Raw genomic sequence first — 23,526 nt, 5'->3', positions numbered from 1 at the left:
GACGGATAAAGTCCCGGCTTATCCAGGCCGGGCCCCTTACAGTGGAGAAGTCGCGATGAACGAACCCGGCGTTTCACCCTGGCACGCAGGCGAACGGCAGATGCAGACGCAAGTCGGCGTGGCCGAACGGATGGCTGAGCTGGGCTCCAGGGTGGTCCGTGACTACATGCCGGACCAGCATCGCGACTTCTATCGCCAACTGCCTTTCATGTTGTTTGGTGCAGTGGATGAGGCCGGGCGCCCCTGGGCAAGCCTGTTCGAGGGTGATCCCGGCTTTGCCGTTTCCCCGGACCCCAGGCACCTGCAACTCGACAGCTTTGCGCAACCCCAGGACCCGGCGTACTCGGCGCTGCGGGCGGGCGCTGCCCTGGGTTTGCTGGGGATCGAATTGCACACACGGCGCCGCAACCGCCTCAATGGGCATATCCAGAGCCTGGGTGACCAAGGCCTGGAGATCGCCGTGGAACAGAGCTTCGGCAACTGCCCGCAATATATCCAGCTGCGTCAGTTCGAGCGGGTGCCGGTCGTCGATCCGGCTCTTCAGGTGGTTCACCGCTCCCAGACCCTGGACGCTGCGGCCACGGCAATGATCTGCAATGCCGACACCTTCTTTGTTGCCAGCTATGTGGATATCGACGGTAAACGCTCGGTGGATGTTTCCCATCGGGGCGGGCAGACCGGGTTTGTCCGGGTGGAAGGCGACCGCCTGACCATCCCCGATTTTGCCGGCAACCTGTTCTTCAACACCCTGGGTAACCTGCTGCTCAATCCCCGCGCCGGGCTGCTGTTTATCGACTTCAATACGGGTGATCTGTTGCAGCTCAGCGGGCGCACGGAAGTCATTCTTGAGGGACCTCAGGTGAAAGCCTTCCAGGGTGCCGAGCGGCTGTGGACGTTCCACGTGGAACATTGTGTGCGCCGTCCGGCTGCAACGAGCCTGCGCTGGAAGTTCGAAGGCTTTTCACCCAACAGCCTGATGACCGGCAATTGGCCGCAAGCCGCCGCCCGTTTGCAGGCTGAAGCCCTGGGCAACAGTTGGCGGCCGTTGCAGATCAGCCGGATTGTCGAGGAAAGCGCGACCATTCGCTCGTTGTACCTGGAGCCGACCGATGGGGCGGGGATGCCGGTGTTTCTGGCCGGGCAGCATCTGCCTCTGCGATTCGACATCGACGGACAAACCCACATCCGCACCTACAGTCTGTCCGGCGCACCTTCGGATTCGTTTCTGCGGATCAGCGTCAAGCGTGATGGCCGGGTGTCTTCGCATATCCATGACCAATTGCGAGTGGGGGACAGGATCGAAGCCCGCGCTCCCCAGGGGCACTTCACCGTAGAGGCTAATGAACGACGGCCACTGGTGCTGCTCGCGGCGGGCGTGGGCATCACGCCATTGCTGTCGATGCTGCGCGAAGTGGTCTACCAGGGCAAACGCACGCGGCGCATGCGGCCCACCGTGCTGTTTCTCAGCGCCCGATCCCAGGCGGAATTGCCTTTCCGTGAGGAACTGGATGAACTGCGCGAGCGCGGCGGCGAATCGGTGCAGGTGCTGCGCCTGTTGAGCCAGCCTGAACCGCAGGCGGTGCTGGGCGAGGATTACGACCTGCCTGGACGCCTGAGTGTCGAAGTCATGCGTTCGTTGTTGCTGATCGAGGACTATGACGCGGTGGATTTCGTGCTCTGCGGGCCGGGCGGTTTTACCCAGGGGATGTACGATCAACTGCGCGGGATGGATATTCGCGATGATCATATCCACGCAGAAACCTTCGGCCCATCGACCTTGCGGCGGCAACTGGACCCGGGGCTCAGTCCGATCGAGCAGCCACCGGCAGCCACGGTCGCGGTACCGGTGATCTTCCATCAGTCGGCGAAGGAGGCGCGCTGGCAGCCGGAGGGCGGCAGCCTGCTGGAACTGGCGGAAAGCCGTGGGTTGCGTCCGGAATTCAGTTGCCGGGGCGGCTCATGCGGGACCTGCAGCACACGCCTGATCAGTGGACAGGTGCATTACCCCTATCCCCCGGCCGAATTACCGGGCGAGGGGCAGGTGCTGATCTGTTGTGCGATCCCGGCCAGTAGCGCGGAGCCGCTGGTGCTGGAGCTCTGAAGTCGCCCTTGGTGGTTTTTTGTGTGTGGTGGGTGCTTCTGTGGGAGCGGGCTTGGTCTGGGCGGCATTCCGACGAAGCTTTCAGCGGTCTCCAGGCCCTCTTCGTGGGCAAGCCCACTCCCACAGAGGTCCATTCCCACGCAAGCCCACTCCCGCAGAAGCATCTCCCAAAGAAGCCCGCTCCAACCGCTTATCGACGCAAAGCGGTATCGATCTGGCTCATGCGGCTGCGCAGGGTGAATACGCCGTCGCCCGACAGAATGGCGCCGCGGGCAAACAGCCGTCCGTTCTCCCAGTTCGAGAGCCCCAGCTCCGGTTTGTTCAGCGCGTATTGCCCGTCGACCCAGCGAGTAAAGCCATCACCGACAAACGGGGCATTGATGCTGTTGTAGAAGTAGTCGTGGGCCTGGCGGTCGGCGCTGATCAGCGACACCGTGAACTGCGGGCTGTAGCGATTGAACAGGCCGATGGCCTGGTCCAGGTCGTCGACGATCTTCAGGCTGACTTCCGGCGTCTCTTCCCATTCCCACTCGCGGCCAAGCTGGTCTTCGGCCAGGGACTCGGTCTGCGCTTCCTCCTGATACCCTTCGGCGCGCTGGATTCGGACGCGGGCCTTCAGCCACTGCTCGGACAGGACACCTTCGTCACCGCTGACGATATGCAGCTTGCAGCTCTGGCCACGGGCCACGCCGGCCTGGGTCAGCGCTTCAAGAAACAGCGGCACCAGTTCGGCCGCGCGCTGGCGGTGGATCACGCAGACATTGAGGGTGTTGCAGACCTTGCGGTCGAGGGAGTTGCGCACCACCTCGGCAAAACGCGCGGCATCGGCATCCTGGTGCGCCACCAGCCAGGCACCGCCGGTGCCGTGCAGGCTGACCACGGTACCGGCCTGCTGGGCGATACCCCCGAGCTGTTTCACCGCATGGCCCGAGCCTCGCGCCACGGCCAGGGACAGGCGACGATCGGCGAACATCGCCCAGCCCGCCGCGCGGTCGATGCTTTCCACCAGCGATACCGCGCCTGCCGGCAAACCGGCCTCGCGCAGCGCCGGGTCCAGCGCATGCTTGACGATCGCCTGGGCCGTGCCGAGGGCATCGCTGCCGATGCGCAGCACGGCGGTATTGCCGGTACGCAAGACCCCGGCCGCATCGGCAAACACGTTCGGCCGACCTTCGAAGACAAACGCCACCACGCCCAGCGGCGCGACCACCTGCTCGACCTTCCAGCCGGCATGTTCCACGGACTCGCGGACACGCCCACGAATCAGCGGCGCATCGCGCCAGGCCCGCAGGCCGGCAATCATGTCGCGGCGCATGGCTTCGCTGGCCAGCAAGCGAGTGGTGGAGCGCCCCAGCGATTTGGCGCGGGCCAGGTCGGCCTGGTTCGCCGCTTCGATCAGTGCCCAGGAGGCGGGCGCTTCCAGATGCCCGGCGAACAGATCGAAGAAGCGACTGATGGCTTCGTCCGATACCTGCGCCAGGGCGGCGAATGCGCCTTGCGCGGTGTCGATGGCCCTGGCGGCGATCTGTTGCACCGCCTGCGGGATCAACAGCAGTTCACCGCTGCCCTGGTCGACCAGCAGGTGATCGCCCGGCTGGAAACGCGCGGCCAATTCCGGCGGCACCGGGGAAACCCGGTTACCCGCGTAGAGAATGGGAGTGCCGGCGATAAGACGATCGAGCGTGCTGGTCATGGTTCGCAAACTAGTCAGGAAAGGAAGGGCAAAATGTATAAGAAAAACGCCGTCGGCTCACCTGCTAACGGCGTTTCTTTTGCGCTCTGGTGCATCCTCGGTGGAGCCGTGCCGTGGGAGCTGGCTTGCTGGCGACGGCGGCCGATACGGCGGCGCACGGCACGAAGGCCTTATCGCCTGCAAGCCGGCTCCTACAGGGGCGGTCAGGCCTGCTGGATAAAGGCGAGGCGGGCGGCGAAACCGATCAGCAAGCCGCCGAACAGCCATTGTTGCAGGCGCTGGGCCCGAGGACTGTTGTCCAGCCAGCGACCGATCCAGGCTCCCGCGAGGGCATAGCCGCTGTCGAACAGCAGGCCGACCAGCACCAGCGTCACGCCGAGCCCGAGAAACTGGGTGCCGACCGCCCCGGCCCGGGGGTCGATGAATTGCGGCAGCAGCACGGAACAGAACAGCAGCGCCTTGGGATTCAGCAGATTGGTCAGCAGTCCCTGGCGCAACGCCCCGCGCCAGCCCAGCCGATTCGCTCGCTCGCCTTCGGTATCGGTGCCCAGCGCGGTCAGGGTTCCGGGACGCAGCATGCGTACGCCGATCCATAGCAGGTAGGCGGCCCCGGCCAGGCGCACCGTATCGAAGGTCCAGGGCGCGGTCTTGAACAGCGCCGCCAGGCCCAGGGCGGCCAGGCCGACATGGCAGGCGCGGGCCATGCCCAGGCCCAGCGCGGTGGTCAGGGCCAGGGTGCGTCCGTGGCGGGCGCCGGTTTGCAGCAGCAGGATCATGTCAGGGCCGGGAAGCAGATAGATCATCGCCAGCGCGAGCAGGTAGAGGAGCATCGTTGCCATTCTCCGAGGTCAGGGTAAAAGCCCGAGGGGAAACCAGGGAAAAGTCTATGCTGGAAGAGCGGGGCAGGTGCTTGCGTATTCGACCCGTTAAAGCCTTAGACTTGGCACTTCATGCCAATCATGACGACAGGGGTAGTCGGATATGCCAAAAATAAAACTCGATGCCTACGACCGCAAGATTCTCGCCGCGCTGCAACGGGACGGTCGCCTGAGCAATGTCGAGCTGGCGGACCAGATCGGCCTGTCGGCATCGCCGTGCCTGCGGCGGGTGCGCATGCTCGAAGAGGCGGGAGTGATCCGGGGCTACCAGGTGAACCTCGACCGCGATGAAGTCGGCCTGGGGTTGACGGTGTTTGTCGGGGTCAAGGTCGAGCGGCACCATGAAGCCGACGCAGAGGCTTTCCGCCTGGCGGTCACGGCCTTGCCGCAGGTGATCTCGGCATTCCTGGTGTCGGGCGAGTCGGACTTCCTGCTGCAGGTGGTGGTCCCCGACCTGCGCGCCTACGAGCGCTTTCTCACCGGTGAGTTGCTGAGGTTGCCGGGGGTACGGGATATCCGCAGCAACTTTGCGATCCAGGCGGTGAAGACGCCTGGACCGCTACCGCTGGATCATCTGCCCGACTAGATCTGCGTCGCCAGCCCTTCCACATTCATCGCCGCCTGGCGCAACGCCTCGGAGCGCGTCGGGTGGGGGTGGCAGGTCAGGGCGATGTCCTCGGCGGAAGCCGAGAATTCCATGGCCACGCAGTATTCGCCGATCATTTCACTGACGCTCGGTCCTACGAGATGCACGCCGAGGACCTCGTCGGTCTGGGCATCGGCCAGGACCTTGGCGAAGCCTTCGGTCTCGTGGTTGATCTTGGCCCGGCTGTTGGCGCTGAAGGGAAACTTGCCGACCTTGTAGACACGACCTTCGGCCTTGAGTTGTTCCTCGGTCTTGCCGACGCTCGCCAGCTCCGGACGGGTGTAGATCACGCTGGGGATCAGCGCGTAATTGACCTCGCCGGCCTTGCCGACGATCTGTTCGATGCAGGCCATCGCCTCGTCTTCGGCCTTGTGGGCGAGCATCGGGCCCGAGGTGACATCGCCGATCACCCAGATCCCGGCGGCCTCGGTACGGTGCCCGTGGTTGGCGAGCAGGCCGCGCGAGTCAGTGGTCAGGCCAACATTTTCCAGGCCGAGGCCGCGGGTGAAGGGGCGACGACCGATCGCCACCAGCACGTAGTCGGCCTCGATCAGCTCGGCTGTGCCGCCTGCCGCTGGTTCGAGCCGCAGTTGCACGGCATCGGCGGAAGTCGTGGCGCTGGTCACCTTGGTCCCCAGCTTGAAGTCAATCCCCTGCTTGGCGAGGGCGCGTTGCAAGGTCTTGCCGGCTTCGGCGTCGACCCCGGGGCAGATACGGTCGAGGTATTCGACCACCGTGACCTGGCTGCCCAGGCGTCGCCACACCGAGCCCAGCTCCAGGCCGATCACCCCGGCGCCGATGACCACCAGGTGCCGGGGCACTTGCGGCAACGACAGGGCGCCGGTCGAATCGAGAATGCGCTGGTTGTCGATCTCCACGCCGGGCAATGGCGTCGGTTCGGAACCGCTGGCGATGACGATGTCCTTGGCCTGCAGTGCCGTCTTCTGGCCGCCGGCGTCGGTCACTTCGACCTGGCCCGGTCCGGTGATGCGGCCCCAGCCCTTGATCCACTCGACCTTGTTCTTGCGGAACAGGTACTCGATGCCCTTGGTCAACCCGGCAACGCTGTCATCCTTCTGTTTCATCATCTGCGCCAGGTTGAGGCTTGGCGTCACCTCGATCCCGAGGTTGGCGAGTTCGCCGCCGGTGGCCGCCTCATACAGCTCGGAAGCGTGCAGCAAGGCCTTGGACGGCATGCAGCCGACGTTCAGGCAAGTGCCGCCGAGGGTTTCCCGACCCTCGATGCAGGCGGCCTTCAGGCCCAGCTGGCCGGCACGAATGGCCGCGTTGTAACCGCCTGGTCCACCGCCGATGATGATCACGTCGTAGCTGCTCATGGCCGTTCTCCTGCAAGTCCTGGGGCGAAGGGAGTAAAATATTATGAATATAATATGAGCGTATTGAACAGGGCCGGTCAAGCGGCCAGGCAGTCACCCTGGTGGCAGGTTCAATGCCTGTCCATCAAGGCGAGCACGGACCTTGCAGGAGCCTGGCTTGCCGGGAACACGGTGGTGCGGTGTCCCGACAAGCCCTGCTCCTACAGCTTACGCGGCGTTTTCAAGGTCGCCTTCAGGTCCACCAGTAACGTACCAGGTGGAAAAAGATCGGCGCGGCGAAGCATACCGAGTCGAGCCGGTCGAGCATGCCGCCATGGCCTTCGATCATGTGGCCCCAGTCCTTGACCCCGCGGTCGCGCTTGATCGCCGACATGACAATGCCGCCGGCAAAGCCCAGCAGGTTGATCAGCAACGCGATCAGCACCGCCTGCCAGGGATTGAACGGGGTGATCCAGAACAGCGCGCCGCCGATCAGCGAGGCCAGGGTGATGCCGCCGACAAAGCCCTCGACGGTTTTCGAGGGCGACAGGTTGGGGGCGATCTTGCGTTTGCCGAACAGCTTGCCGCAGACGTACTGGAGCACGTCCGACAGTTGCACCACGATCACCAGGTAGGCGATCAGCAGCAGGTTGCGGCCCTCGTAGCCGGCAATGTCCAGGGTCAGCAGCGCCGGCACGAACGACACGCAGAACACCGCGATCATCAGGCCCCACTGCACCTTCGAGGCCCGCTCCAGGAAGTGCGTGCTGTCGCCGCCCAGCGAGGCGAGGATCGGCAGCAACAGGAACACGTAGACCGGGATGAAGATCGAGAACAGCCCGTACCAGTCGGAATAGATCAGCAGGTATTGCAGCGGCAGGGCCAGGTAGAACGCCGCCACCAGTGCCGGGTAGTCGCTGCGGCGGGTCGGCGTCAGGGTCAGGAACTCGCGCAGGGCGTAGAACGACACCGCATAGAACAGCAGGATCACCGCGCCGGTGCCGAGCCAGAAGGCCACGCCGATCACCAGCACCATCACCCACCAGGCGTTGATCCGGGCGTTGAGGTTGTCGATCACCGCGTTCGGCGTACCGCGGGTCCGCCACTGCAGAACGAAGCCGATCAGCGAAGCCAGGACCAGGATCATGCCGATCCCGGCGAACAACATCAGGGTCTGCCTATCCATTTCAGTGTTGCTCCGGTGCCAGGGCCAGCAGCGCATCGCGGCTGCGTTGCAGGAAGTGTTCTTTGCTTTCGTCTTCTTCGAGCCGCAGCGGCGCGCCGAAGCTGGTGGTGCATAACAGCGGCAGGGGCAATACCCGGCCCTTGGGCATGACCCGATTGAGGTTGGCGATCCATACCGGGATCAGTTGCGCCTGTGGATAAGTCCGCGCCAGGTGGAAGATCCCGCTTTTGAACGGCAGCAGGCCGTCTTCCTGGTTGCGCGTGCCCTCGGGAAAGATGATCAGCGAGTGGCCTTGTTCCAGCGCGTCGAGCATCGGTTGCAGCGGGTTATCCCCAGGCTCCTTGCGCTCGCGGTCGATCAGCACGCCGTTGAACACCCGCCGGATGATGTAGCGGCGCAACGCGCTCCTGTTCCAGTAGTCGGCGCCGGCGACCGGCCGCGTCAGCTTGCGCAGCGCCGGCGGCAGCGAGGCCCAGAGCAGCACGAAGTCGCCGTGGCTGCTGTGGTTGGCGAAGTAGATCCGCTGCACCGGATCGGGCCCGGAACCTATCCACAGGCTACGGGCGCCAGTGACGAGGCGGGCGCCGGAAGTGATCAGGGTGGCAACCACGGGTTCGAACATGACGATTCCTTATCTGGCGAATGGCAGCCAGGGGCTGGCCAGAATGACGATCAGTGGCAGGGAAATTTGCACTATCAGCAGCAGTGCCTGGCGCTTGAGCAGACCCAGCGCTCCACGGCTGCGCTCGGCCCAGGGCCGTGCCGGCGTGTGCCGTGGTTGCAGGCCGAGGTCGTGCAGCGCCTGGTCCAGCGCCTCGGTCCGGTCGTCCAGGCCGCTGGGTTCCCCGGCCATCAGCTGGAACAGGTCGGCATCGAAGGCGACACGCAAGGCCCAGTATTTTTGCAGCAGGCCGGTCAGCACCAGCCAGGCGCTGAGCAGCAGGCACCAGGAGCTGAGGGTGTCGATCAGCAGCGGCGCCAGTCCCGACAGCACGCCGAGGACCGTCAGCCCTGTGGATAACTGATCCAGCGAGCGGCCGCGGCGCAGCAGGCTGGCGACCACTTGCAGCGGCATGTCAGCGGACATCGGCGACCCCCAGGCTGTCGGGCGCCGGCTCGGACGCCAGGTGGATCATGGCTTCCAGCGCCTGGCGATGTTGCGGATGCAGGACCACGTCGGGACGCGCCGCGCGGATCAGCGCCAGGGCGCCATCGATCTCCGCCGCCCGGCCGCTGTGCAGCAGCCAGGCCGCCAGCGCCGTGGCACTGCGCGAATAGCCCAGGGCGCAGCAGACCAGCAGCGGCCCGTGCTGGCGCAACGCTTCGATACTCAGCGCGGCTTGCCGGCATTGCTCGGCGGACGGGGCGATCAGGTCCAGTACCGGGATGCTCTGGTAGGCCCGGCCTTGCGCGGCCAGCGGCAGCTCCGCGCACAGGTCGACAATGGCCCTGAACGGACCGGCCTGCAGCTCGCGGCGGCTCGGCAGGCGGCCCAGCCAGAGGTTATCCACAACCTGGTCGGGTTGTGGATGGGATCTTGTCCACAGCCGCGAGTTGATCCAGGCGCCGGCCCGGTATGGAGCGAACAGCCAGCGGGCGGCGGGACTCAGGCTGCCGTCGGCGCGCTTCTGGAAGCCCTGGGCACCAAGCAGCGCGTAGTTGAGCGCCACCAGGCCGAGGGCCAGCGCTGGCCACAGCAGCCACAACGCGACACCGGCGAAGCCGAAGGCGGCGATAGCCAGCAGCGCCGCTCCCAGGCCATAGCGCACGGCCAGGCTGAAGCGTTTGCCGTCACGGGCTAGCCGCGCCACGGCCAGGGGGCTGGAACGATCGTCCGGCCATAGCCAGACGCACAACCAGCCGGCCAGGGCGCCGGTGGGCACATCGATAAAGTGGTGTTGATAAGTGGTCAGCACCGACACGCCGATCAGGGCGAACCAGCCATGCACCAGCCAGCGCCCGGCCCCGGCGAAATGCCGGCGGTACATGACCCACAGGATCACCAGCAGCGCGATATGCAGCGACGGCGCCTGGTTGAAGGGTTTGTCGAAGCCCGCCAGTACCGCGAACAGCCAGCCGAACACGCCGTCCAGCGGCGGCCGGGCGAAGGTGAAGGTCAGCGGCCAGAGCAGGAAGCAGGAGACGGCGATGACCTGGGCCGTGAGCAGGCGCAGGGCGTGCCGGTCGAGTTCGCGCTTGCTCGTGGGCAGCAGCAGCGACAGGCCGTACAGCAGGTCGATGGACCAGTAGGGCACGATGGTCCAGGCCCAGAACGGCATGTGGCTTTCCCAGTCGAACACATAGCTGCCGACATCGCTGCGCTGGCTGGTGTACCAGGTGGCAAAGCCGTAGCTGGCGAAGAACAGCGGCGCCAGCAGGAGCAGCCAGAGCACGGCCCGCTTCAGCAGGCCGGCTTCGCGCGCGGTGGCGCCCATCATTGCACCCGTTGTGCCAGGGATACGCTGAAGATCCCCCATTCATCGACCCGCTGGGTGATCTTGCGGAACCCGGCGGCTTCCACCAACTGGTCCATTTCCGCCTGGCTGCGCCGGCGCATCACCCAGGCCTGGCCCTGGCGGTGACTGGTCAGCGCCCGGGCGATCAGTTCCAGCTGCGGGTGCCACGGTTGCCCGGTGTAGACCAGATAGGCACCCGGTTCGCAGGCCTCGGCCAACCCGGCCAGGGAATTGCCGACCATGCCGTTGTCGGCGAACAACTCGTACAGGCCGGACACCACCGCCAGGCTCGGCTTGGGGTCCAGCGCGGCCAGGTCGGCGCGGTCAAAGGCATCGCCCTTGACGAAGCGGGCGATATTTTCCAGACCCTTTTCGACGATCAGCGCGCTGCCGTCACGCACGTTGATATCGCTGTAGTCGCGCAGCAGGATCGATTCCGGCAGCGGCTCGACCCCTTGCAGGGCTTCGAGGATATAGCGCCCGTGGCCGGCGGCGATATCGACGATGCGCACTTCGCGACCCTGCTCGCGCAGCTGGGCCATGGCCAGGCGCAACAGTTCCTCGACATGCAGCTTGCGCTGGCGGATACCGCGCCAGCCGATCGAATTCAGGTAGTTCCGGTCGATCATCCGGCCCACGGCGGTATGCCCGGTGGGGGTGTTGCGGTAGACGTAGTCCAGGGTACTGCCGGAGTCGAAACCGGTGTCGAAGCCGAGCTTGACCCCGGCCGACAGCTTGCTGCCCAGGCCCATGCTGGCGCGGGTCAGGCGCCAGTAGAGATCGCGCGGCGAGTTGTGCGGCAGGGGCGCGGCCAGGGCCTCGGATTCGGCGCAGGTATCGCCGATGCGGTCGGCGTCGAGCAGGGCCGGGCGATTGACCGGCGAAAGGAAGTTTTGCTCGATGAAGCGCCTGGCCCGGCTGACGGCCAGGTGGCGGTCGCGCTCGCCGAGGGTGTCGTGGAAGAACCCCGGCAGTATGTGCAGTTCCTTTTTCAGGCTGCCCAGGCGCTGGAAGAATTGCTCCTGGGGTTTGCGGTGGACGACGAAGTCGGCGCCGGAGATCAGCAACTGGGTCGGCACCTGGATCGCATTGGCATCGGCGACCACCCGGTCGGCGGCCTCGTAGAGCCCGAGCAGGACATTCACCGAAATGGCCTTGGTGATCAGCGGATCGCTGTCATAGGAGGCAACGCGTTCCGGGTCATGGCTGAGGAACTTGGCCTTGACGTAGCTGTTGACGAAAAAGTTGCCGCGAAAGCGCCGCATCAGGGCCAGGCCCGGACGGGCGAAAGGCACGTAGAGCTTGACCTTGAAGGCCGGCGAGGCCAGCACCAGGGCACGGATCCTCGGCGCGTAGTCGTGCACCCAGGTGGCGACGATCACCGCGCCGACGCTCTGGGCGACCACGGCGATATTTTCCTCGGCGATATCGAACGTGGCGCCGAGGTGATCGCAGAAGGTCTGTACGTCGCGCGCGCTGGTGGCGAAGCTCGGGCTGTCGCCGCGTGCGCCCGGCGACTGGCCGTGGCCACGGGCGTCCCAGGCGAAGAAATCGAACTCCGGCAGGTTCAGTTCATCCACCAGGTGGGCGATGCGCCCGGAGTGCTCATGGCCCCGGTGGAACAGCAGGATCGCCTTGCGCGGCTCGCCGGCGACGGGCGCGCTGGCCGGCCAGTGACGATAAAACAGTTCGACGCCATCGTGGGTACTGAAGGTCAGGGCTTGCTCGTCGCGCATTGCAATATCCTTGTGCTGTGTCGCAGATCAGGGGAGGGCCTGGGGGCAGATTTGCAGGGTTATTCTTGAGTCGCGGTCATGGCGTCGGCGTCGTGGCGACCTCTTTCAGGCCCTGGCGTACCCGGTTGATCAGGGTGACCAGCAACAGCGCCGCCATCAGCAGGAACAGGCCGTTTATCCACAGGGCATTGATCAGGCCGAAGGCCACGGCGGTGGCGATAACGCCGAGGACGAAGGCGCGATCGCTCTTGCCCATGGGCCCGTCATAGCGCCGCGAGGCGCCGACCAGCGGACCCATCACCCCGGCGTACTCGCTGAACAGCGCCAGCAGGGTCACCAGCAGCACCGCCAGCAGGCTGACTTCGGGCAACAAGGCAAACGGCAGGATCAACGCGCTGTCGGCGATGATGTCGCACAGCTCGTTCAGGTAGGCCCCCAGCTTCGATTGCTGGCCGAACTCCCGGGCCAGCATGCCGTCGATGGCGTTCAGGGCCATGCGCAGGATCATCCACAGCGGGATGATCGCGAACACCCAGGGATGGACGGCGAAGGTCGCCACCACGGCACCCACCAGCAGGGAAATCACCGCGGCGCTCAGGGTGACCTGGTTGGCGCTGGTGCCATTGTCGAAGAGGCGCTGGACGATGGGCCGCAACAGGTTCTGGAAGCGCGGCTTGAGCTGGTAGATCGAAGGCATGGAAGCGACGGTCCTTGTCTGGGAGGGAAGCGGGTCCGGGGGATTTGCGCAAGCAGGCACGCCTGCTTTTTGGGCAACTGAATTATTGCCACAAATGACAGGGGCTGGCATCAGCTTCCGGATAAAAATGCGTGCGGTTGGACATATTCGGGAAACAAACTTCGGGCAGTCCGCGCAGAATGCGCAGACCGGACCCTGAATCCAGCTGTCAGGCCTCTGGATTCATGGGCGGGAAGATCAAAGTGATAGCTTATTGCTACTGCCGATCAAGGCAGGATCTTCAAGGTAGGTGGTATACGGATAATGCGAGTCGGCGTGGAAATCGATGCGCTGGCCTCGAACCGTAATCAGGCTGGCCTCGACGGTTATGCACAGTGTCTGTCCGCTCTTGAAGGTCAGGCGATGAACTTTTTCATCATCTTCCTGGCGAATCTCGTGGCTGATCAGGTCCAGCAGGTTGTTCAGTGCCAGGCGTGCCCCGGGTTGATTGATGGTCAGGCAATTCATTCTGCTGGAATGCCCCACAGGCCGGGTAGGCCGTTGGAAATAACGATAGTGACTCAGGTCTCGACTCATGGCGGCTCCGTCGCTCGGGGTACATGCCGGGTGTTGGCGATATTATTGGTCACCGGCATGCACAGGAGTATCAAGTGTGTTGGCCGTTTGGCCTATAGTTATGGATTATCGAACTTCATCTGTTCGATTACATGAATACTGCAACGGATAACAGCCATTTTTGCGCTCTGTTATCAGTTTGCAGGCTTTATCTTCAACCTTTTCAGGGACTTTGTGTTTAATGGGAAATCTGCGGAAAAGGTGTCATATAAATATTCAAGTGGCAGGATGGTAGTCACTGGTGATTCGTCAATCAAGCGGCGTAGTTGTTGAATTTTGTTACATTGGTAATGTCTTATCGTGTGGCTATTTATCTGGATATGTCGGTTTGTAGGAACTGTTTTAAGACCATGTAAGAGCAAGCAGGTTAGTTCTGAAGTTTTATAACAGAAAAATAAAAACGGACTTTTTCCGGAGTCTGTCGTTCGGGTTATTGTCCATTCGTCGTGGGCGATACCGGGTGTGCAGGGCCGACATCCTTCGGGTAATAAGTCCATGGGTTCTGGCGGCAGGCCGGAACGCCGTCGGGATTTGTCGGTGATGTGAATAAAAAGTGTTCTGTGAACAGAAAATTCACTCTTTCTGTTATATCGTAACCAAATGCTTCAAGGTGCCCGGTGACGCTGCCTCTCATGGCGGCTCGATGTGCGTGCCGGTGTACCGGTGATTTTGACGATGGATGACCTCGGTGGTTGCATCGGGTCTGGAGTGGACATGCGAGTGGATCTTGAAGCGCCGGGGGCCGATCTGGAAGGTCTGCCGCGCTTCCAACGGGCGGGCTTCCACGCCCGCCGGCTGCGACACCTGGGCATCGGCCTGGCCGTGCTCGCGCTCAGCGGCCTGGTGCTGGGGTTCTTTGTCGGGCTCTTTGCGCCAGCTTCGATCTGGCCGACCCTGCTGAGCAATAACGCCGCCGCGCTGCTGGTGGTGGTCGCGGCGTTGCAGTCGGCCGCCGGCGTGGCGCGTTGGCGCGAGCAGGCGAGGGCTCCCGTCGCGGTCGCGGGCGATGAGTTGGTGTCGCCAGCGCTTGAGGCGGTGGGAATCTACGAGCGCCTGGTCGAGCGCTTCAACGGTGCCTGGCGCAATGCCCTGGCGCAGATCGGCCCCGACACGCTGTGGCTGGCCGGCTGGTCGCTGCTGGCGCTGTTGAGTGTCGAGCAGAGCTGGAACCTGGCGCTGGTCGGGACGAGCCTGGGATTGAGCGCTTCCGTCGCGGCGGCGCTGGGCCTGTCGCTGGGGTTCGCCCTGCTGGTGCTGGAGCGTCAGCTCGCCCAGGCCCACGTTGCCGAATGGCCGGAGGCGCAGGCCCTGGCCCAGGTGATCAGGGTCGCGATCACGGTGCTGGTGCTCAGTGCCCTGTGCCTGTTGTTCACGGGGCCGGAAACCCTGTGGCCGGCGCGCCTGGCCACGTTGATCGGCCTGTTGCCGGCCCTGGTGGCGGCGGAGTTGCTGCTGCGGGCGCTGCTGTCGCTGTTCAGCCCCCGCCGTGAACGCCTCGAGCCACGGCTGATCGCCACCAGCTTTGTCGCCGGCCTGCTGCGCTGGCCGCCGCAGCCGTTGATGGCATTGCAACATGAACTGCACAATCGCTTCGGCATCGACCTGCGTCAGATCTGGGCCTTCAGCTATATGCGCCGGGCGTTTGCCCCGGTGCTGGCGGTGGTCCTCGCGGTGGGTTGGCTGTTGAGCGGGATCAGCGAAGTGCCGCTCCAGGGCCGTGGCATCTACGAGCGTTTCGGCAAGCCCGTGGAAGTCTTCGGCCCCGGATTGCATATCGGCCTGCCCTGGCCGCTGGGCCGCGTGCTGGCGGTGGAAAACGGCGTGGTCCATGAACTGGCGACCAGCGTCGACGCTGCCGCCCCAGCCGAGCTCGAACCGGCCGAAGGCCTGCCGCCGGCCAGCGCCAACCGCCTGTGGGATGCCAGCCATGTGAACGAAAAATCCCAGGTGATCGCCAGCAGCAGCGGCGACAAGCAGGGCTTCCAGATCGTCAACATGGACGTGCGGTTTGTCTACCGTATCGGCCTGAGTGACCAGGCGGCCCTGGCGGCCACCTATAACAGCGCCGATGTGCCGACACTGATCCGCAGCACCGCCAGCCGGGTGCTGGTGCATGACTTCGCTTCCCGCACCCTCGATGGCCTGCTGGGCGAACAGCGCAGTGCCCTGGCCGACGATATCGGCCGCGCGGTGCAGGCCGACCTGCGGCAACTCGACAGCGGCGTGGAGATCCTCGCCACGGTGGTCGAGGCGATTCACCCGCCGGCCGGCGCGGCCAATGCCTATCACGCGGTGCAGGCCGCGCAGATCAGCGCCCAGGCGCTGATCTCCCGCGAGCGCGGCGCCGCCAGCGAACAGGCCAACCAGGCGCAACTGCAGGCCAGCATCGTCCGCGACCAGGCCCGGGCCACGGCGCACGAAGTGCAGGCCGGCGCCCGGGCGGCCGACCTGCGTTTCAGCGCCGAACAGAAAGCCTATGCCCAGGCCGGCCGGGCCTTCGTGCTGGAGCAGTACCTGGCGCAACTGAGCCAGGGGCTGGGCAAGGCCAGGCTGCTGATCCTCGATCATCGCCTGGGGGGCAACAGCGCGCCCACCATCGATCTGCGTTCATTCACGCCGCCGGCCGATCCCGTGCCGCCGCGTAAAGCCGTTCAGCAAGGAGTCACCCCTTGAGCCTGTCTCATTCACACGATCATCAGGATCACGCGGGCCACGATCACGCCGGTCATGGTCATCATCACGGCCACCACCATCATCACCATGGCGCGGGCGAGAGTGGCGGGCCTTTTCCGTGGCGACGCATGGGCTGGGCACTGCTGCTGATCCTGTTCGCGGTCGCGGCGGCGAGCCTGGTCCAGGTGCGCTCCGGCGAGGCCACGGTGATCACCCGTTTCGGCAACCCGTCGCGGGTCTTGCTGGAGCCGGGCCTCGGCTGGCGCTGGCCGGCACCGTTCGAAGCGGCGATCCCGGTGGACCTGCGCCTGCGGACCACCTCCAGCGGCCTGCAGGATGTCGGCACCCGTGACGGCCTGCGCATCATCATCCAGGCCTATGTCGCGTGGCAGGTCCAGGGCGACCCGCAGAACGTCGAGCGCTTCATGCGGGCGGTGCAGAACCAGCCGGACGAAGCGGCGCGGCAGATTCGTACCTTCGTCGGCTCGGCGCTGGAAACCACCGCGGCCAGCTTCGACCTGTCGAGCCTGGTCAACACCGACGCCGGCCAGGTGCGCATCGCCGATTTCGAAGCCCAACTGCGCCAGCAGATCGACCAGCAACTGCTCTCGACCTATGGCGTGCGGGTCCTGCAGGTCGGCGTCGAGCGCCTGACCCTGCCGTCGGTCACGCTCTCGGCCACCGTCGACCGGATGCGTGCCGAACGGGAAACCATCGCCACCGAACGCACGGCGATCGGCAAGCGCGAAGCCGCGCAGATCCGCTCCGCCGCCGAACGCGACGCGCGCATCCTGCAGGCCGATGCCACGGTCAAGGCGGCGGATATCGAGGCGCAGTCGCGGGTCGAGGCGGCGCAGATCTACGGTCGCGCCTACGCCGGCTCGCCGCAGCTGTACAACCTGCTGCGCTCGCTGGATACCCTCGGCACCATCGTCACCCCTGGCACCAAGCTGATCCTGCGTACCGACGCGGCGCCGTTCCGGGTGCTGGTGGACGGTCCTCCCGGCACCGATGGCAAGAACGGATCGCAGCCATGAGCGAGCGGCCTGAACAGGAAGCGGGCCTGAGCAGCCCGTGGATCCAGGCCGGGCGCCTGGCGTTTCTCGGCTTGTATGCGGTGACGTTGCTGGCGGCGCTGGCCTGGGCCTTCTCCAATGTCCGGCAGATCGATCCACAGGACCGCGCGGTGGTCCTGCGCCTCGGTGCGCTGGAGCGGATCCAGAATGCCGGGCTGCTGCTGGCCTGGCCGCGACCGTTCGAGCAGGTGGTGATTTTGCCGGCGGCGGACCGGGTGATCGAGCGGCGGGTCGAAGGCCTGTTGCGCTCCGACGCGGCCCTCCAGGCCGATCGCCAGGCGACCCTGGCGACGCCGGTCAACGACGCGCTGGCCGGCTCCGGGTACCTGCTGACCGGCGATGCCGGGGTGGTGCAGCTCGATGTGCGGGTGTTCTACAAGGTCACCGACCCCTACGCTTTCGTCCTCCAGGCCGGGCATGTACTGCCGGCCCTCGACCGCATCGTCACCCGCAGCGCCGTGGCGCTGACGGCGGCGCGCGACCTGGACACCATTCTCGTGGCCCGTCCGGAACTGATCGGCAGCGACAGCCAGGCCGCCGAACGCCGCGAGCGCCTGCGCGGCGACCTGTTGCAGGGCGTCAACCGGCGGCTGGCCGAACTGGCGGCCACGGGGCAGGGGATCGGTGTCGAAGTGGCGCGGGTCGACGTCCAGTCGAGCCTGCCGGGCCCGGCGGTGAATGCCTTCAACGCGGTGCTGACCGCCAGCCAGCAGGCCGACAAGGCGGTCGCCAATGCCCATAACGAAGCCGCCAAGCTCAGCCAGTCGGCCACCCAGGACGCCGATCGCCTGGTGCGGGTCGCCGAGGCCCAGGCCAGTGAGCGCCTGGCCAAGGCCCAGGCCGATACGGCGACGGTGGTGAGCCTGGCCAGGGCGCAACAGGATGGCAGCGATCCGGGCATGCTGCTGCGCCTGTACCGCGAGCGCCTGCCGAAGATTCTCGGTCAGGCCGGGTCGGTGACCACGGTCGATCCACGGGATGATTCCCGCCTGATCATTCAGGGAGCTGAACAATGAGTAGCCACGTTGCGACCCCCGCGCCAAGCCTGTTGAGCAGCGCCGAACAACGCAGCGCGGCGCGCCAGCTGGTGCTGGCGATGCTTGCCCTCGGCCTGCTCGGCCTGGGCCTGGTGTGGCGCTGGCTGGCGCCCGGACAGGTCGGTGTCAGCCAGTTGCTGTTGGGCTTCGCCTCGGTCCTGGTGGCCGTGCCGGTGATGCGCTCGGCCTGGTACAGCCTGCGTTACCCGAGCCTGCACGGGATCACCGACCAGTTGATCGCCCTGGCGATGCTCGGTGCCTGGGCCACCGGCGACCTGCTGACCGCCGCCTTGCTGCCGATCATCATGATCTTCGGTCATGTGCTCGAAGAACGCAGTGTCATCGGCTCCCAGGAGGCCATCGGCGCCCTGGGCCGCCTGACCCGCAGCCACGCCCGCCGGGTGCGGGCCGATGGCAGCGTGGAGGAAGTGGACAACGCCACGCTCAAGGCCGGCGACCAGGTGGAAGTGCGCGCCGGCGACCGGGTGCCGGCCGATGGCGTGGTGCTGTCGGGTCAGGCGAGTCTCGACACCGCGCCGATCACCGGCGAATCGGTGCCGCTGGAGGCCAGTCCCGGGGTCCAGGTATTCGGGGGGGCGATCAACCTCGACGGGCTGCTGCGGATCGAAGTGACCCGCACCGGCCACGAATCGACCCTGGGCAAGGTGATCGCGCTGATGCAGAGCGCCGAGCGCTCGAAGCCGCCGATCACCCGGCTGCTGGAACGTTATGCCGGCAGCTATATGGTGCTGGTGCTGATGATCGCCGCGGTCACCTGGTTTATCACCAACGATGCCCAGGCGATGCTCGCGGTGCTGGTGGCGGCCTGTCCCTGCGCGCTGGTGCTGTCGGCCCCGGCGACGGCGATTGCCGGGATCGCCGTGGCGGCACGGCACGGGATCCTGATTCGCAGTTCGGCGTTTCTCGAAGAGCTGGCGGACCTGACCTCGCTGGTGGTGGACAAGACCGGTACGCTGACCTACGGCACCCTGCGCCTGCAGTCCCTGCAGACCGAGGTTGTCGATCAGGCGCCATTGCTGAGCCTGGCGGCGAGCCTCGGTTCGGCCAGCAGCCATCCGGTCAGCCGGGCGCTGGCCGGGTTGGTGGCGCCGACGCAGTGGATCGAACTGAGTGAAGTCCATGAACGCCAGGGCCTCGGTGTGGTGGCGAGTACGGCCCACGGGCAGGCGGCGCTGGGTCGGCCCGAGCTGTTCAAGCAGTTGGCGATCGCCACGCCGGCGGTGCCCGAGCACGACGGGCCGATTGCCGGGCTGGCGCTCGACGGCGAGTTTCTCGCCTGGCTGTTGCTGGCCGACAGCGTCAAGCCCGAGGCGCGGCAGGCACTGGCCGAGTTGCGCGAACTGGGCCTGGGTCGACAACTGCTGCTGACCGGCGACCGCCAGAGCGTGGCGGACAGCCTGGCGCGGGAAGTCGGGATCAGCGATATCGAGGCCCAGGCCTTGCCCGAGGACAAGCTCACCCGCGTGCTTGGCGAGATCGGCAGCGGTTTCCGGCCGATGGTGGTGGGGGACGGCATCAACGACTCTTTGGCGCTCAAGGCCGGGGTCGTCGGCGTGGCGATGGGGGCCGGCGGGGCGGATATCGCCCTGGCCTCGGCCGATGTCGTGCTGATCGGCAGTGACCTGCGCCGGCTGGGGACCTGTGTCCGGCTGAGTCGCCAGTGCCGGCGGACCTTGCAGGTCAACGTGGTGATCGGTCTCGGCTGGACCCTGGCGATTGTCGCGGCGGCGGCCTTCGGCTGGCTGGGGGCGGCAGGGGCGATGATCGCGGCACTGCTGCACAACCTCAGTACCTTGCTGGTGCTGGGCAACGCCGGGCGCCTGCTGCGGTTCCAGGAGCCGCTGCTCAAATTGCCCGAATGACCTCAACCTTGTAGGAGGGGGTTGCCGCCGAAGCTTCTGGCGCCCCCGAGGACGCCTTGGGGGGCAAGCCCCCTCCCACAGGGTTCAAAGGGCTTTGATCGTTCCCACGCTCTGCGTGGGAATGCAGCCTGTGACGCTCCGCGTCACTCCCAAAAGCAGAACTCAGGGTTTCTCTCGAAAATATTTGTCGCGCGCTGTAACAGCCGAAAGCGACCGCTCTCTAGTGCTATGTCGAGACTGAACATTCCGTTCGGACCGACACCCCTAGCGATCATTTCGAGGAAACAAAACATGAACATCAAAACTGCTGCTGCCGGTGCTGCTCTCGCTCTCGCTGCTGCCACCATGTTTGCGGGCGTTGTTACCCAGGCGTCGGCTGCCGATGCTCAGGTTCACTGCTATGGCGTCAACGCCTGCAAGGGCCAGAACGACTGCAAGACCAAGGATCACGCTTGCAAAGGCCAGGGCTCCTGCAAAGGCCAGGGCTTCAAGGCAATGAGCAAGTCGGCCTGCGACGCGGCTGGCGGTAAAGTCGGCGAATAATCGGCGACCGAGTGCTCCCGCAGCGGCCGGCCCCCCCACGCCGCTGCGGACACTTCGCGAGGAGTCCAGCATGTCCGCTTCCCGTCCTTTCCTGGGCTATGGCCTGGGTTTGCGCAGTCACTACCACCAGGAGATTCTCGAGCAGTCGCCCGCCGTGGACTGGTTCGAGATCGTTTCCGAGAATTACCTCGTCCAGGGCGGCAAGGCGCTGTATTACCTGGACGCCATCGCCGAGCGTTATCCGCTGGTGATGCATGGCGTGTCGCTGTCCATCGGCGGCCCCCATGAACTCGATGCGCAGTACCTCAAGAACCTCAAGCAGCTGGCCGACCGGGTAAAGCCCGCGTGGATTTCCGACCATCTGTGCTGGAGCCGTGGCAACGCCCATCAACTGCACGACCTGTTGCCGCTGCCTTACACCGAAGAAAGCCTGTACTACGTCGCCGGCCGTGTGCGCCAGGTGCAGGACGTGCTGCAACAGCCGCTGGTGCTGGAGAATGTCTCCAGCTACGTGCGCGCCGCTTCCGACGAGTTCTGCGAATGGGAATTCCTCGAGGCCCTGAGCCGTCTCAGCGATTGCGAGCTGCTGCTCGACGTCAACAATGTCTATGTCAGCGGGCGAAACCACGGTTTCGATCCCTGGACCTTCATTCAAAGCCTGCCGGCGCGCAAGATCCGCCAGTTGCACCTGGCCGGGCATGCCGACTATGGCGACTACGTGATCGATACCCATGACCATCCGGTCTGCGATCCGGTATGGGAGCTCTACCAGCGCACCCTGGAATACCTCGGGCCGGTGGCGACCCTGCTGGAGCGCGACGATCACTTTCCGCCGCTGCAAGAGCTGGTGACGGAACTGGACAAGGCCCGCGAGCTGGGCACCGCCGCGCTGGCGCGGAGACCGCTATGCGCCTGAACGATTGGCAACTGGCCTTTGAACGCTACCTGCTGGGCGAAGCGTCCGAGGCCGAGGCGGCCCTGAGTGGCAGCCTGATCGGCGGTCCGACGCTGGATGTCGAGACTGGCCTGGCGATCTACCACAATGCCTACCGCTCGCGGTTGCAGGAAACCCTGCTCAGCGATTTTCCGACGGTCTGGAACTGGCTGGGCGACGATGAGTTCGATGCGCTGACCCACGCCTACCTGCGTCAATGTCCCTCGTCCAGCTACAGCCTGCGCTGGCTGGGCGCGGGGTTCGAGGCCTTTGTCCAGCGTCACCTGATAGCGGAGCAAAGTGCGCCGCTGGCCGACCTGATACGCCTGGAATGGGCCTTCACCCTGGCCTTCGATGCCTTGCCCGGCGACCCCATGACCCTGGAGCGCATGGCGAGCTTGCCGCCCGAGGACTGGCCGGGGCTGCAACTGGAACTGGTGCCCAGCGTCCGTTGGCTCGAATGCGCGTTCAACAGCCTGGCGATGTGGCGGGCGGTGAAGGCCGAAACCGATTTTCCGGCCAGCGAGCCGCTGGATTCGCCACAGACCTGCCTGGTCTGGCGCGCCGGCCTGGTCTGTCATTACCGCAGCCTGGAGCCCGCCGAAGCCCTGGCCCTGGGCGGCATGGCCCGCGATGGCTGGAGTTTCGCGCAGCTATGCGGCGAACTGGCGCAGAGTCTGGGCGAAGGTGCGCCCTTGCAGGCCGTGACCTGGCTCAAACAATGGGTGAACGACGGCCTGGTGCAGCGGCGAACATCATAGTTCGGGACTATTATCTCGATAGGCTGACAGTTTCCGTGGATGCGCTACCCTTTAATCAGACGTCTGAAACAAGGGGGGATCACTCATGCTCGCGCAACTTCCACCGGCCTTACAGAATCTTCAGCTTCCGCTACGCCTGAGACTCTGGGACGGCCATGAATTCAATCTGGGGCCGGAACCCAGTGTCACCATCATCGTCAAGGACCCGCAGCTGGTTGCGCAATTCACGCACCCCACGCTGGACCTGCTGGGCAGCGCGTTCGTCGAGGGCAAGCTGGAGCTCGAAGGCTCGGTCAGCGAAGTGGTGCGGGTCTGTGACGAGTTGAGCCAGGCGTTGCTGGAGGATGAAGGGGACAGCCTTCCGGTGCGCCAGGCCCACGACAAGGAAACCGACGCGGCTTCCATTTCCTATCACTACGACCTGTCCAACGCGTTCTACCAGCTCTGGCTGGATCGCGAGATGGTCTATTCCTGCGCCTACTTCGAAACCGAGGACGCCACCCTCGAGGAAGCCCAGCAGGCCAAGTTCCGTCACCTGTGCCGCAAGCTGCGCCTGCAACCGGGCGAATACCTGCTGGATGTCGGCTGTGGCTGGGGCGGCCTGGCGCGTTTCGCGGCCCGTGAGTTCGGGGTCAAGGTGTTCGGCATCACCCTGAGCAAGGAGCAACTGGCCCTGGCGAAGGAGCGGGTGATCGCCGAAGGCCTGCAGGACAAGGTCGACCTGCAACTGCTCGATTACCGCGACCTGCCGCAGGACGGGCGTTTCGACAAGGTGGTCAGTGTCGGCATGTTCGAACATGTCGGCCACGCCAACCTCAAGCAGTACAGCGATATCCTCTTCGGCGCGGTGCGCGAGGGCGGCCTGGTGATGAACCATGGCATTACCGCCAAGCACACCGACGGGCGTCCGGTCGGGCGCGGGGCCGGGGACTTCATCGATCGTTATGTGTTCCCCAATGGCGAACTGCCGCACCTGTCGATGATTTCGGCGTTTATCAGCGAGGCCGGCCTGGAAGTGGTCGATGTCGAAAGCCTGCGGTTGCACTACGCCAAGACCCTGAACTTCTGGAGCCAGCGCCTGGAAAACAACCTGGAGGCCGCCGCCCGGCAGGTTCCGGAAAAGGCCCTGCGAATCTGGCGGCTGTACCTGGCCGGTTGCGCCTACGCCTTCGAGAAAGGCTGGATCAACCTGCACCAGATCCTCGCGGTAAAACCCTTCGCCGATGGCAGCCATGACCTGCCCTGGACCCGCGAGGACCTGTACCGCTGACCGGGTGGCCTGTTCTGTCGGTCAA

General features: G+C 65.2%; 20 protein-coding genes. 10 read left to right on the top strand and 10 right to left on the bottom strand.

Translation table 11 applies throughout. From position 1 onward, the window contains the following. Positions 1-55 precede the first annotated feature (55 nt). On the top strand, positions 56-2,101 hold the full coding sequence (locus ACL9RJ_RS21655) for a pyridoxamine 5'-phosphate oxidase family protein (RefSeq protein WP_017129330.1): 2,046 nt from the start codon (positions 56-58) through the stop codon (positions 2,099-2,101). 190 nt (positions 2,102-2,291) lie between these two features. Here the strand turns inward: ACL9RJ_RS21655 and ACL9RJ_RS21650 are convergent, their stop codons facing one another. Beyond that, the gene (locus tag ACL9RJ_RS21650; RefSeq protein WP_212810310.1) at positions 2,292-3,794 is read right to left on the bottom strand and encodes an aldehyde dehydrogenase family protein; all 1,503 of its coding nucleotides are present in this window, start codon (positions 3,792-3,794) and stop codon (positions 2,292-2,294) included. A gap of 203 nt (positions 3,795-3,997) precedes the next feature. Further along, positions 3,998-4,633 carry a LysE family translocator gene (locus ACL9RJ_RS21645; RefSeq protein WP_212810309.1) on the bottom strand — a complete coding sequence of 212 codons (636 nt, stop codon included), beginning with the start codon at positions 4,631-4,633 and terminating at the stop codon, positions 3,998-4,000. A 151-nt stretch (positions 4,634-4,784) separates the two neighbouring features. Between ACL9RJ_RS21645 and ACL9RJ_RS21640 the strand changes: the two genes are divergently transcribed. Continuing rightward, positions 4,785-5,258, top strand: coding sequence for an Lrp/AsnC family transcriptional regulator (locus ACL9RJ_RS21640; RefSeq protein ID WP_042937062.1), 474 nt, complete (start codon positions 4,785-4,787; stop codon positions 5,256-5,258). Here the strand turns inward: ACL9RJ_RS21640 and lpdA are convergent. From lpdA to ACL9RJ_RS21600, 8 genes are all read right to left on the bottom strand, one after another. Beyond that, positions 5,255-6,655, bottom strand: coding sequence for a dihydrolipoyl dehydrogenase (gene lpdA, locus ACL9RJ_RS21635; protein ID WP_422765657.1), 1,401 nt, complete (start codon positions 6,653-6,655; stop codon positions 5,255-5,257). The two genes, ACL9RJ_RS21640 and lpdA, sit on opposite strands and share 4 nt — an antisense overlap. 232 nt (positions 6,656-6,887) lie before the next feature. Further along, complete coding sequence (locus ACL9RJ_RS21630) at positions 6,888-7,820, bottom strand: phosphatidate cytidylyltransferase (protein WP_017129335.1); 933 nt, start codon at positions 7,818-7,820, stop codon at positions 6,888-6,890. 1 nt (position 7,821) lies between these two features. Next, positions 7,822-8,442: a lysophospholipid acyltransferase family protein gene (locus ACL9RJ_RS21625; protein ID WP_017129336.1), complete on the bottom strand. Its 621-nt coding sequence runs from the start codon at positions 8,440-8,442 to the stop codon at positions 7,822-7,824. Positions 8,443-8,451: 9 nt separating this feature from the next. Further along, positions 8,452-8,907 (bottom strand): hypothetical protein, encoded by a 456-nt coding sequence (locus tag ACL9RJ_RS21620; RefSeq protein ID WP_422765656.1) that lies wholly within the window; start codon positions 8,905-8,907, stop codon positions 8,452-8,454. Beyond that, the gene (locus ACL9RJ_RS21615) at positions 8,897-10,258 is read right to left on the bottom strand and encodes a phosphatase PAP2/dual specificity phosphatase family protein (protein ID WP_422765655.1); all 1,362 of its coding nucleotides are present in this window, start codon (positions 10,256-10,258) and stop codon (positions 8,897-8,899) included. Before ACL9RJ_RS21615 ends, ACL9RJ_RS21620 begins: the two co-directional genes overlap by 11 nt. Beyond that, the gene (locus ACL9RJ_RS21610; protein WP_017129339.1) at positions 10,255-12,012 is read right to left on the bottom strand and encodes a bifunctional alpha/beta hydrolase/class I SAM-dependent methyltransferase; all 1,758 of its coding nucleotides are present in this window, start codon (positions 12,010-12,012) and stop codon (positions 10,255-10,257) included. The genes ACL9RJ_RS21615 and ACL9RJ_RS21610 overlap by 4 nt, the downstream gene beginning before the upstream one ends. A 76-nt stretch (positions 12,013-12,088) precedes the next feature. After that, entirely contained in the window at positions 12,089-12,709 is a 621-nt protein-coding gene (locus tag ACL9RJ_RS21605; RefSeq protein WP_422765654.1) for a CDP-alcohol phosphatidyltransferase family protein, read from the bottom strand. A 237-nt stretch (positions 12,710-12,946) separates the two neighbouring features. Continuing rightward, positions 12,947-13,285 (bottom strand): hypothetical protein, encoded by a 339-nt coding sequence (locus ACL9RJ_RS21600; protein ID WP_422765653.1) that lies wholly within the window; start codon positions 13,283-13,285, stop codon positions 12,947-12,949. Positions 13,286-14,038: 753 nt separating this feature from the next. Between ACL9RJ_RS21600 and hflK (ACL9RJ_RS21595) the strand changes: the two genes are divergently transcribed. From hflK (ACL9RJ_RS21595) to cfaB, 8 genes are all read left to right on the top strand, one after another. Continuing rightward, positions 14,039-15,997 carry a protease modulator HflK gene (gene hflK, locus ACL9RJ_RS21595; protein WP_422765652.1) on the top strand — a complete coding sequence of 653 codons (1,959 nt, stop codon included), beginning with the start codon at positions 14,039-14,041 and terminating at the stop codon, positions 15,995-15,997. After that, complete coding sequence (hflC, locus tag ACL9RJ_RS21590) at positions 15,994-17,034, top strand: protease modulator HflC (protein WP_042937040.1); 1,041 nt, start codon at positions 15,994-15,996, stop codon at positions 17,032-17,034. Before hflK (ACL9RJ_RS21595) ends, hflC begins: the two co-directional genes overlap by 4 nt. Beyond that, a complete protein-coding gene (gene hflK / locus ACL9RJ_RS21585; protein WP_017129344.1) occupies positions 17,031-18,089 on the top strand; it encodes a protease modulator HflK in 1,059 nt (352 codons plus the stop codon). Before hflC ends, hflK (ACL9RJ_RS21585) begins: the two co-directional genes overlap by 4 nt. Next, positions 18,086-19,993 (top strand): cation-translocating P-type ATPase, encoded by a 1,908-nt coding sequence (locus ACL9RJ_RS21580; RefSeq protein ID WP_177087321.1) that lies wholly within the window; start codon positions 18,086-18,088, stop codon positions 19,991-19,993. The genes hflK (ACL9RJ_RS21585) and ACL9RJ_RS21580 overlap by 4 nt, the downstream gene beginning before the upstream one ends. 291 nt (positions 19,994-20,284) lie before the next feature. Further along, positions 20,285-20,536 (top strand): hypothetical protein, encoded by a 252-nt coding sequence (locus ACL9RJ_RS21575; protein WP_177087319.1) that lies wholly within the window; start codon positions 20,285-20,287, stop codon positions 20,534-20,536. A 70-nt stretch (positions 20,537-20,606) separates the two neighbouring features. Further along, entirely contained in the window at positions 20,607-21,452 is an 846-nt protein-coding gene (locus ACL9RJ_RS21570; RefSeq protein ID WP_017129347.1) for a DUF692 domain-containing protein, read from the top strand. After that, complete coding sequence (locus tag ACL9RJ_RS21565; protein WP_017129348.1) at positions 21,443-22,231, top strand: DNA-binding domain-containing protein; 789 nt, start codon at positions 21,443-21,445, stop codon at positions 22,229-22,231. Before ACL9RJ_RS21570 ends, ACL9RJ_RS21565 begins: the two co-directional genes overlap by 10 nt. An 85-nt stretch (positions 22,232-22,316) precedes the next feature. Next, positions 22,317-23,501, top strand: a complete 1,185-nt coding sequence (gene cfaB / locus ACL9RJ_RS21560) for a C17 cyclopropane fatty acid synthase CfaB (RefSeq protein ID WP_177087317.1) — start codon at positions 22,317-22,319, stop codon at positions 23,499-23,501. Positions 23,502-23,526: the final 25 nt, after the last annotated feature.

Source organism: Pseudomonas sp. Mn2068 (assembly GCF_049319725.1).
GTDB lineage: Bacteria > Pseudomonadota > Gammaproteobacteria > Pseudomonadales > Pseudomonadaceae > Aquipseudomonas > Aquipseudomonas gingeri.
This window is presented reverse-complemented; position numbering and strand designations above follow the sequence as displayed.

Bases quoted from the DNA above. Each gene is read 5' to 3' on its own strand.
- ACL9RJ_RS21570 (WP_017129347.1), top strand. From the start codon at position 20,607: ATGTCCGCTTCCCGTCCTTTCCTGGGCTATGGCCTGGGTTTGCGCAGT.
- ACL9RJ_RS21565 (WP_017129348.1), top strand. From the start codon at position 21,443: ATGCGCCTGAACGATTGGCAACTGGCCTTTGAACGCTACCTGCTGGGC.
- ACL9RJ_RS21655 (WP_017129330.1), top strand. From the start codon at position 56: ATGAACGAACCCGGCGTTTCACCCTGGCACGCAGGCGAACGGCAGATG.
- ACL9RJ_RS21620 (WP_422765656.1), bottom strand. From the start codon at position 8,907: ATGTCCGCTGACATGCCGCTGCAAGTGGTCGCCAGCCTGCTGCGCCGC.
- ACL9RJ_RS21645 (WP_212810309.1), bottom strand. From the start codon at position 4,633: ATGGCAACGATGCTCCTCTACCTGCTCGCGCTGGCGATGATCTATCTG.
- hflK (WP_017129344.1), top strand. From the start codon at position 17,031: ATGAGCGAGCGGCCTGAACAGGAAGCGGGCCTGAGCAGCCCGTGGATC.
- cfaB (WP_177087317.1), top strand. From the start codon at position 22,317: ATGCTCGCGCAACTTCCACCGGCCTTACAGAATCTTCAGCTTCCGCTA.
- ACL9RJ_RS21610 (WP_017129339.1), bottom strand. From the start codon at position 12,012: ATGCGCGACGAGCAAGCCCTGACCTTCAGTACCCACGATGGCGTCGAA.
- ACL9RJ_RS21615 (WP_422765655.1), bottom strand. From the start codon at position 10,258: ATGATGGGCGCCACCGCGCGCGAAGCCGGCCTGCTGAAGCGGGCCGTG.
- ACL9RJ_RS21630 (WP_017129335.1), bottom strand. From the start codon at position 7,820: ATGGATAGGCAGACCCTGATGTTGTTCGCCGGGATCGGCATGATCCTG.
- ACL9RJ_RS21650 (WP_212810310.1), bottom strand. From the start codon at position 3,794: ATGACCAGCACGCTCGATCGTCTTATCGCCGGCACTCCCATTCTCTAC.
- ACL9RJ_RS21605 (WP_422765654.1), bottom strand. From the start codon at position 12,709: ATGCCTTCGATCTACCAGCTCAAGCCGCGCTTCCAGAACCTGTTGCGG.
- lpdA (WP_422765657.1), bottom strand. From the start codon at position 6,655: ATGAGCAGCTACGACGTGATCATCATCGGCGGTGGACCAGGCGGTTAC.
- ACL9RJ_RS21625 (WP_017129336.1), bottom strand. From the start codon at position 8,442: ATGTTCGAACCCGTGGTTGCCACCCTGATCACTTCCGGCGCCCGCCTC.
- ACL9RJ_RS21580 (WP_177087321.1), top strand. From the start codon at position 18,086: ATGAGTAGCCACGTTGCGACCCCCGCGCCAAGCCTGTTGAGCAGCGCC.
- ACL9RJ_RS21600 (WP_422765653.1), bottom strand. From the start codon at position 13,285: ATGAGTCGAGACCTGAGTCACTATCGTTATTTCCAACGGCCTACCCGG.
- ACL9RJ_RS21575 (WP_177087319.1), top strand. From the start codon at position 20,285: ATGAACATCAAAACTGCTGCTGCCGGTGCTGCTCTCGCTCTCGCTGCT.
- hflK (WP_422765652.1), top strand. From the start codon at position 14,039: ATGCGAGTGGATCTTGAAGCGCCGGGGGCCGATCTGGAAGGTCTGCCG.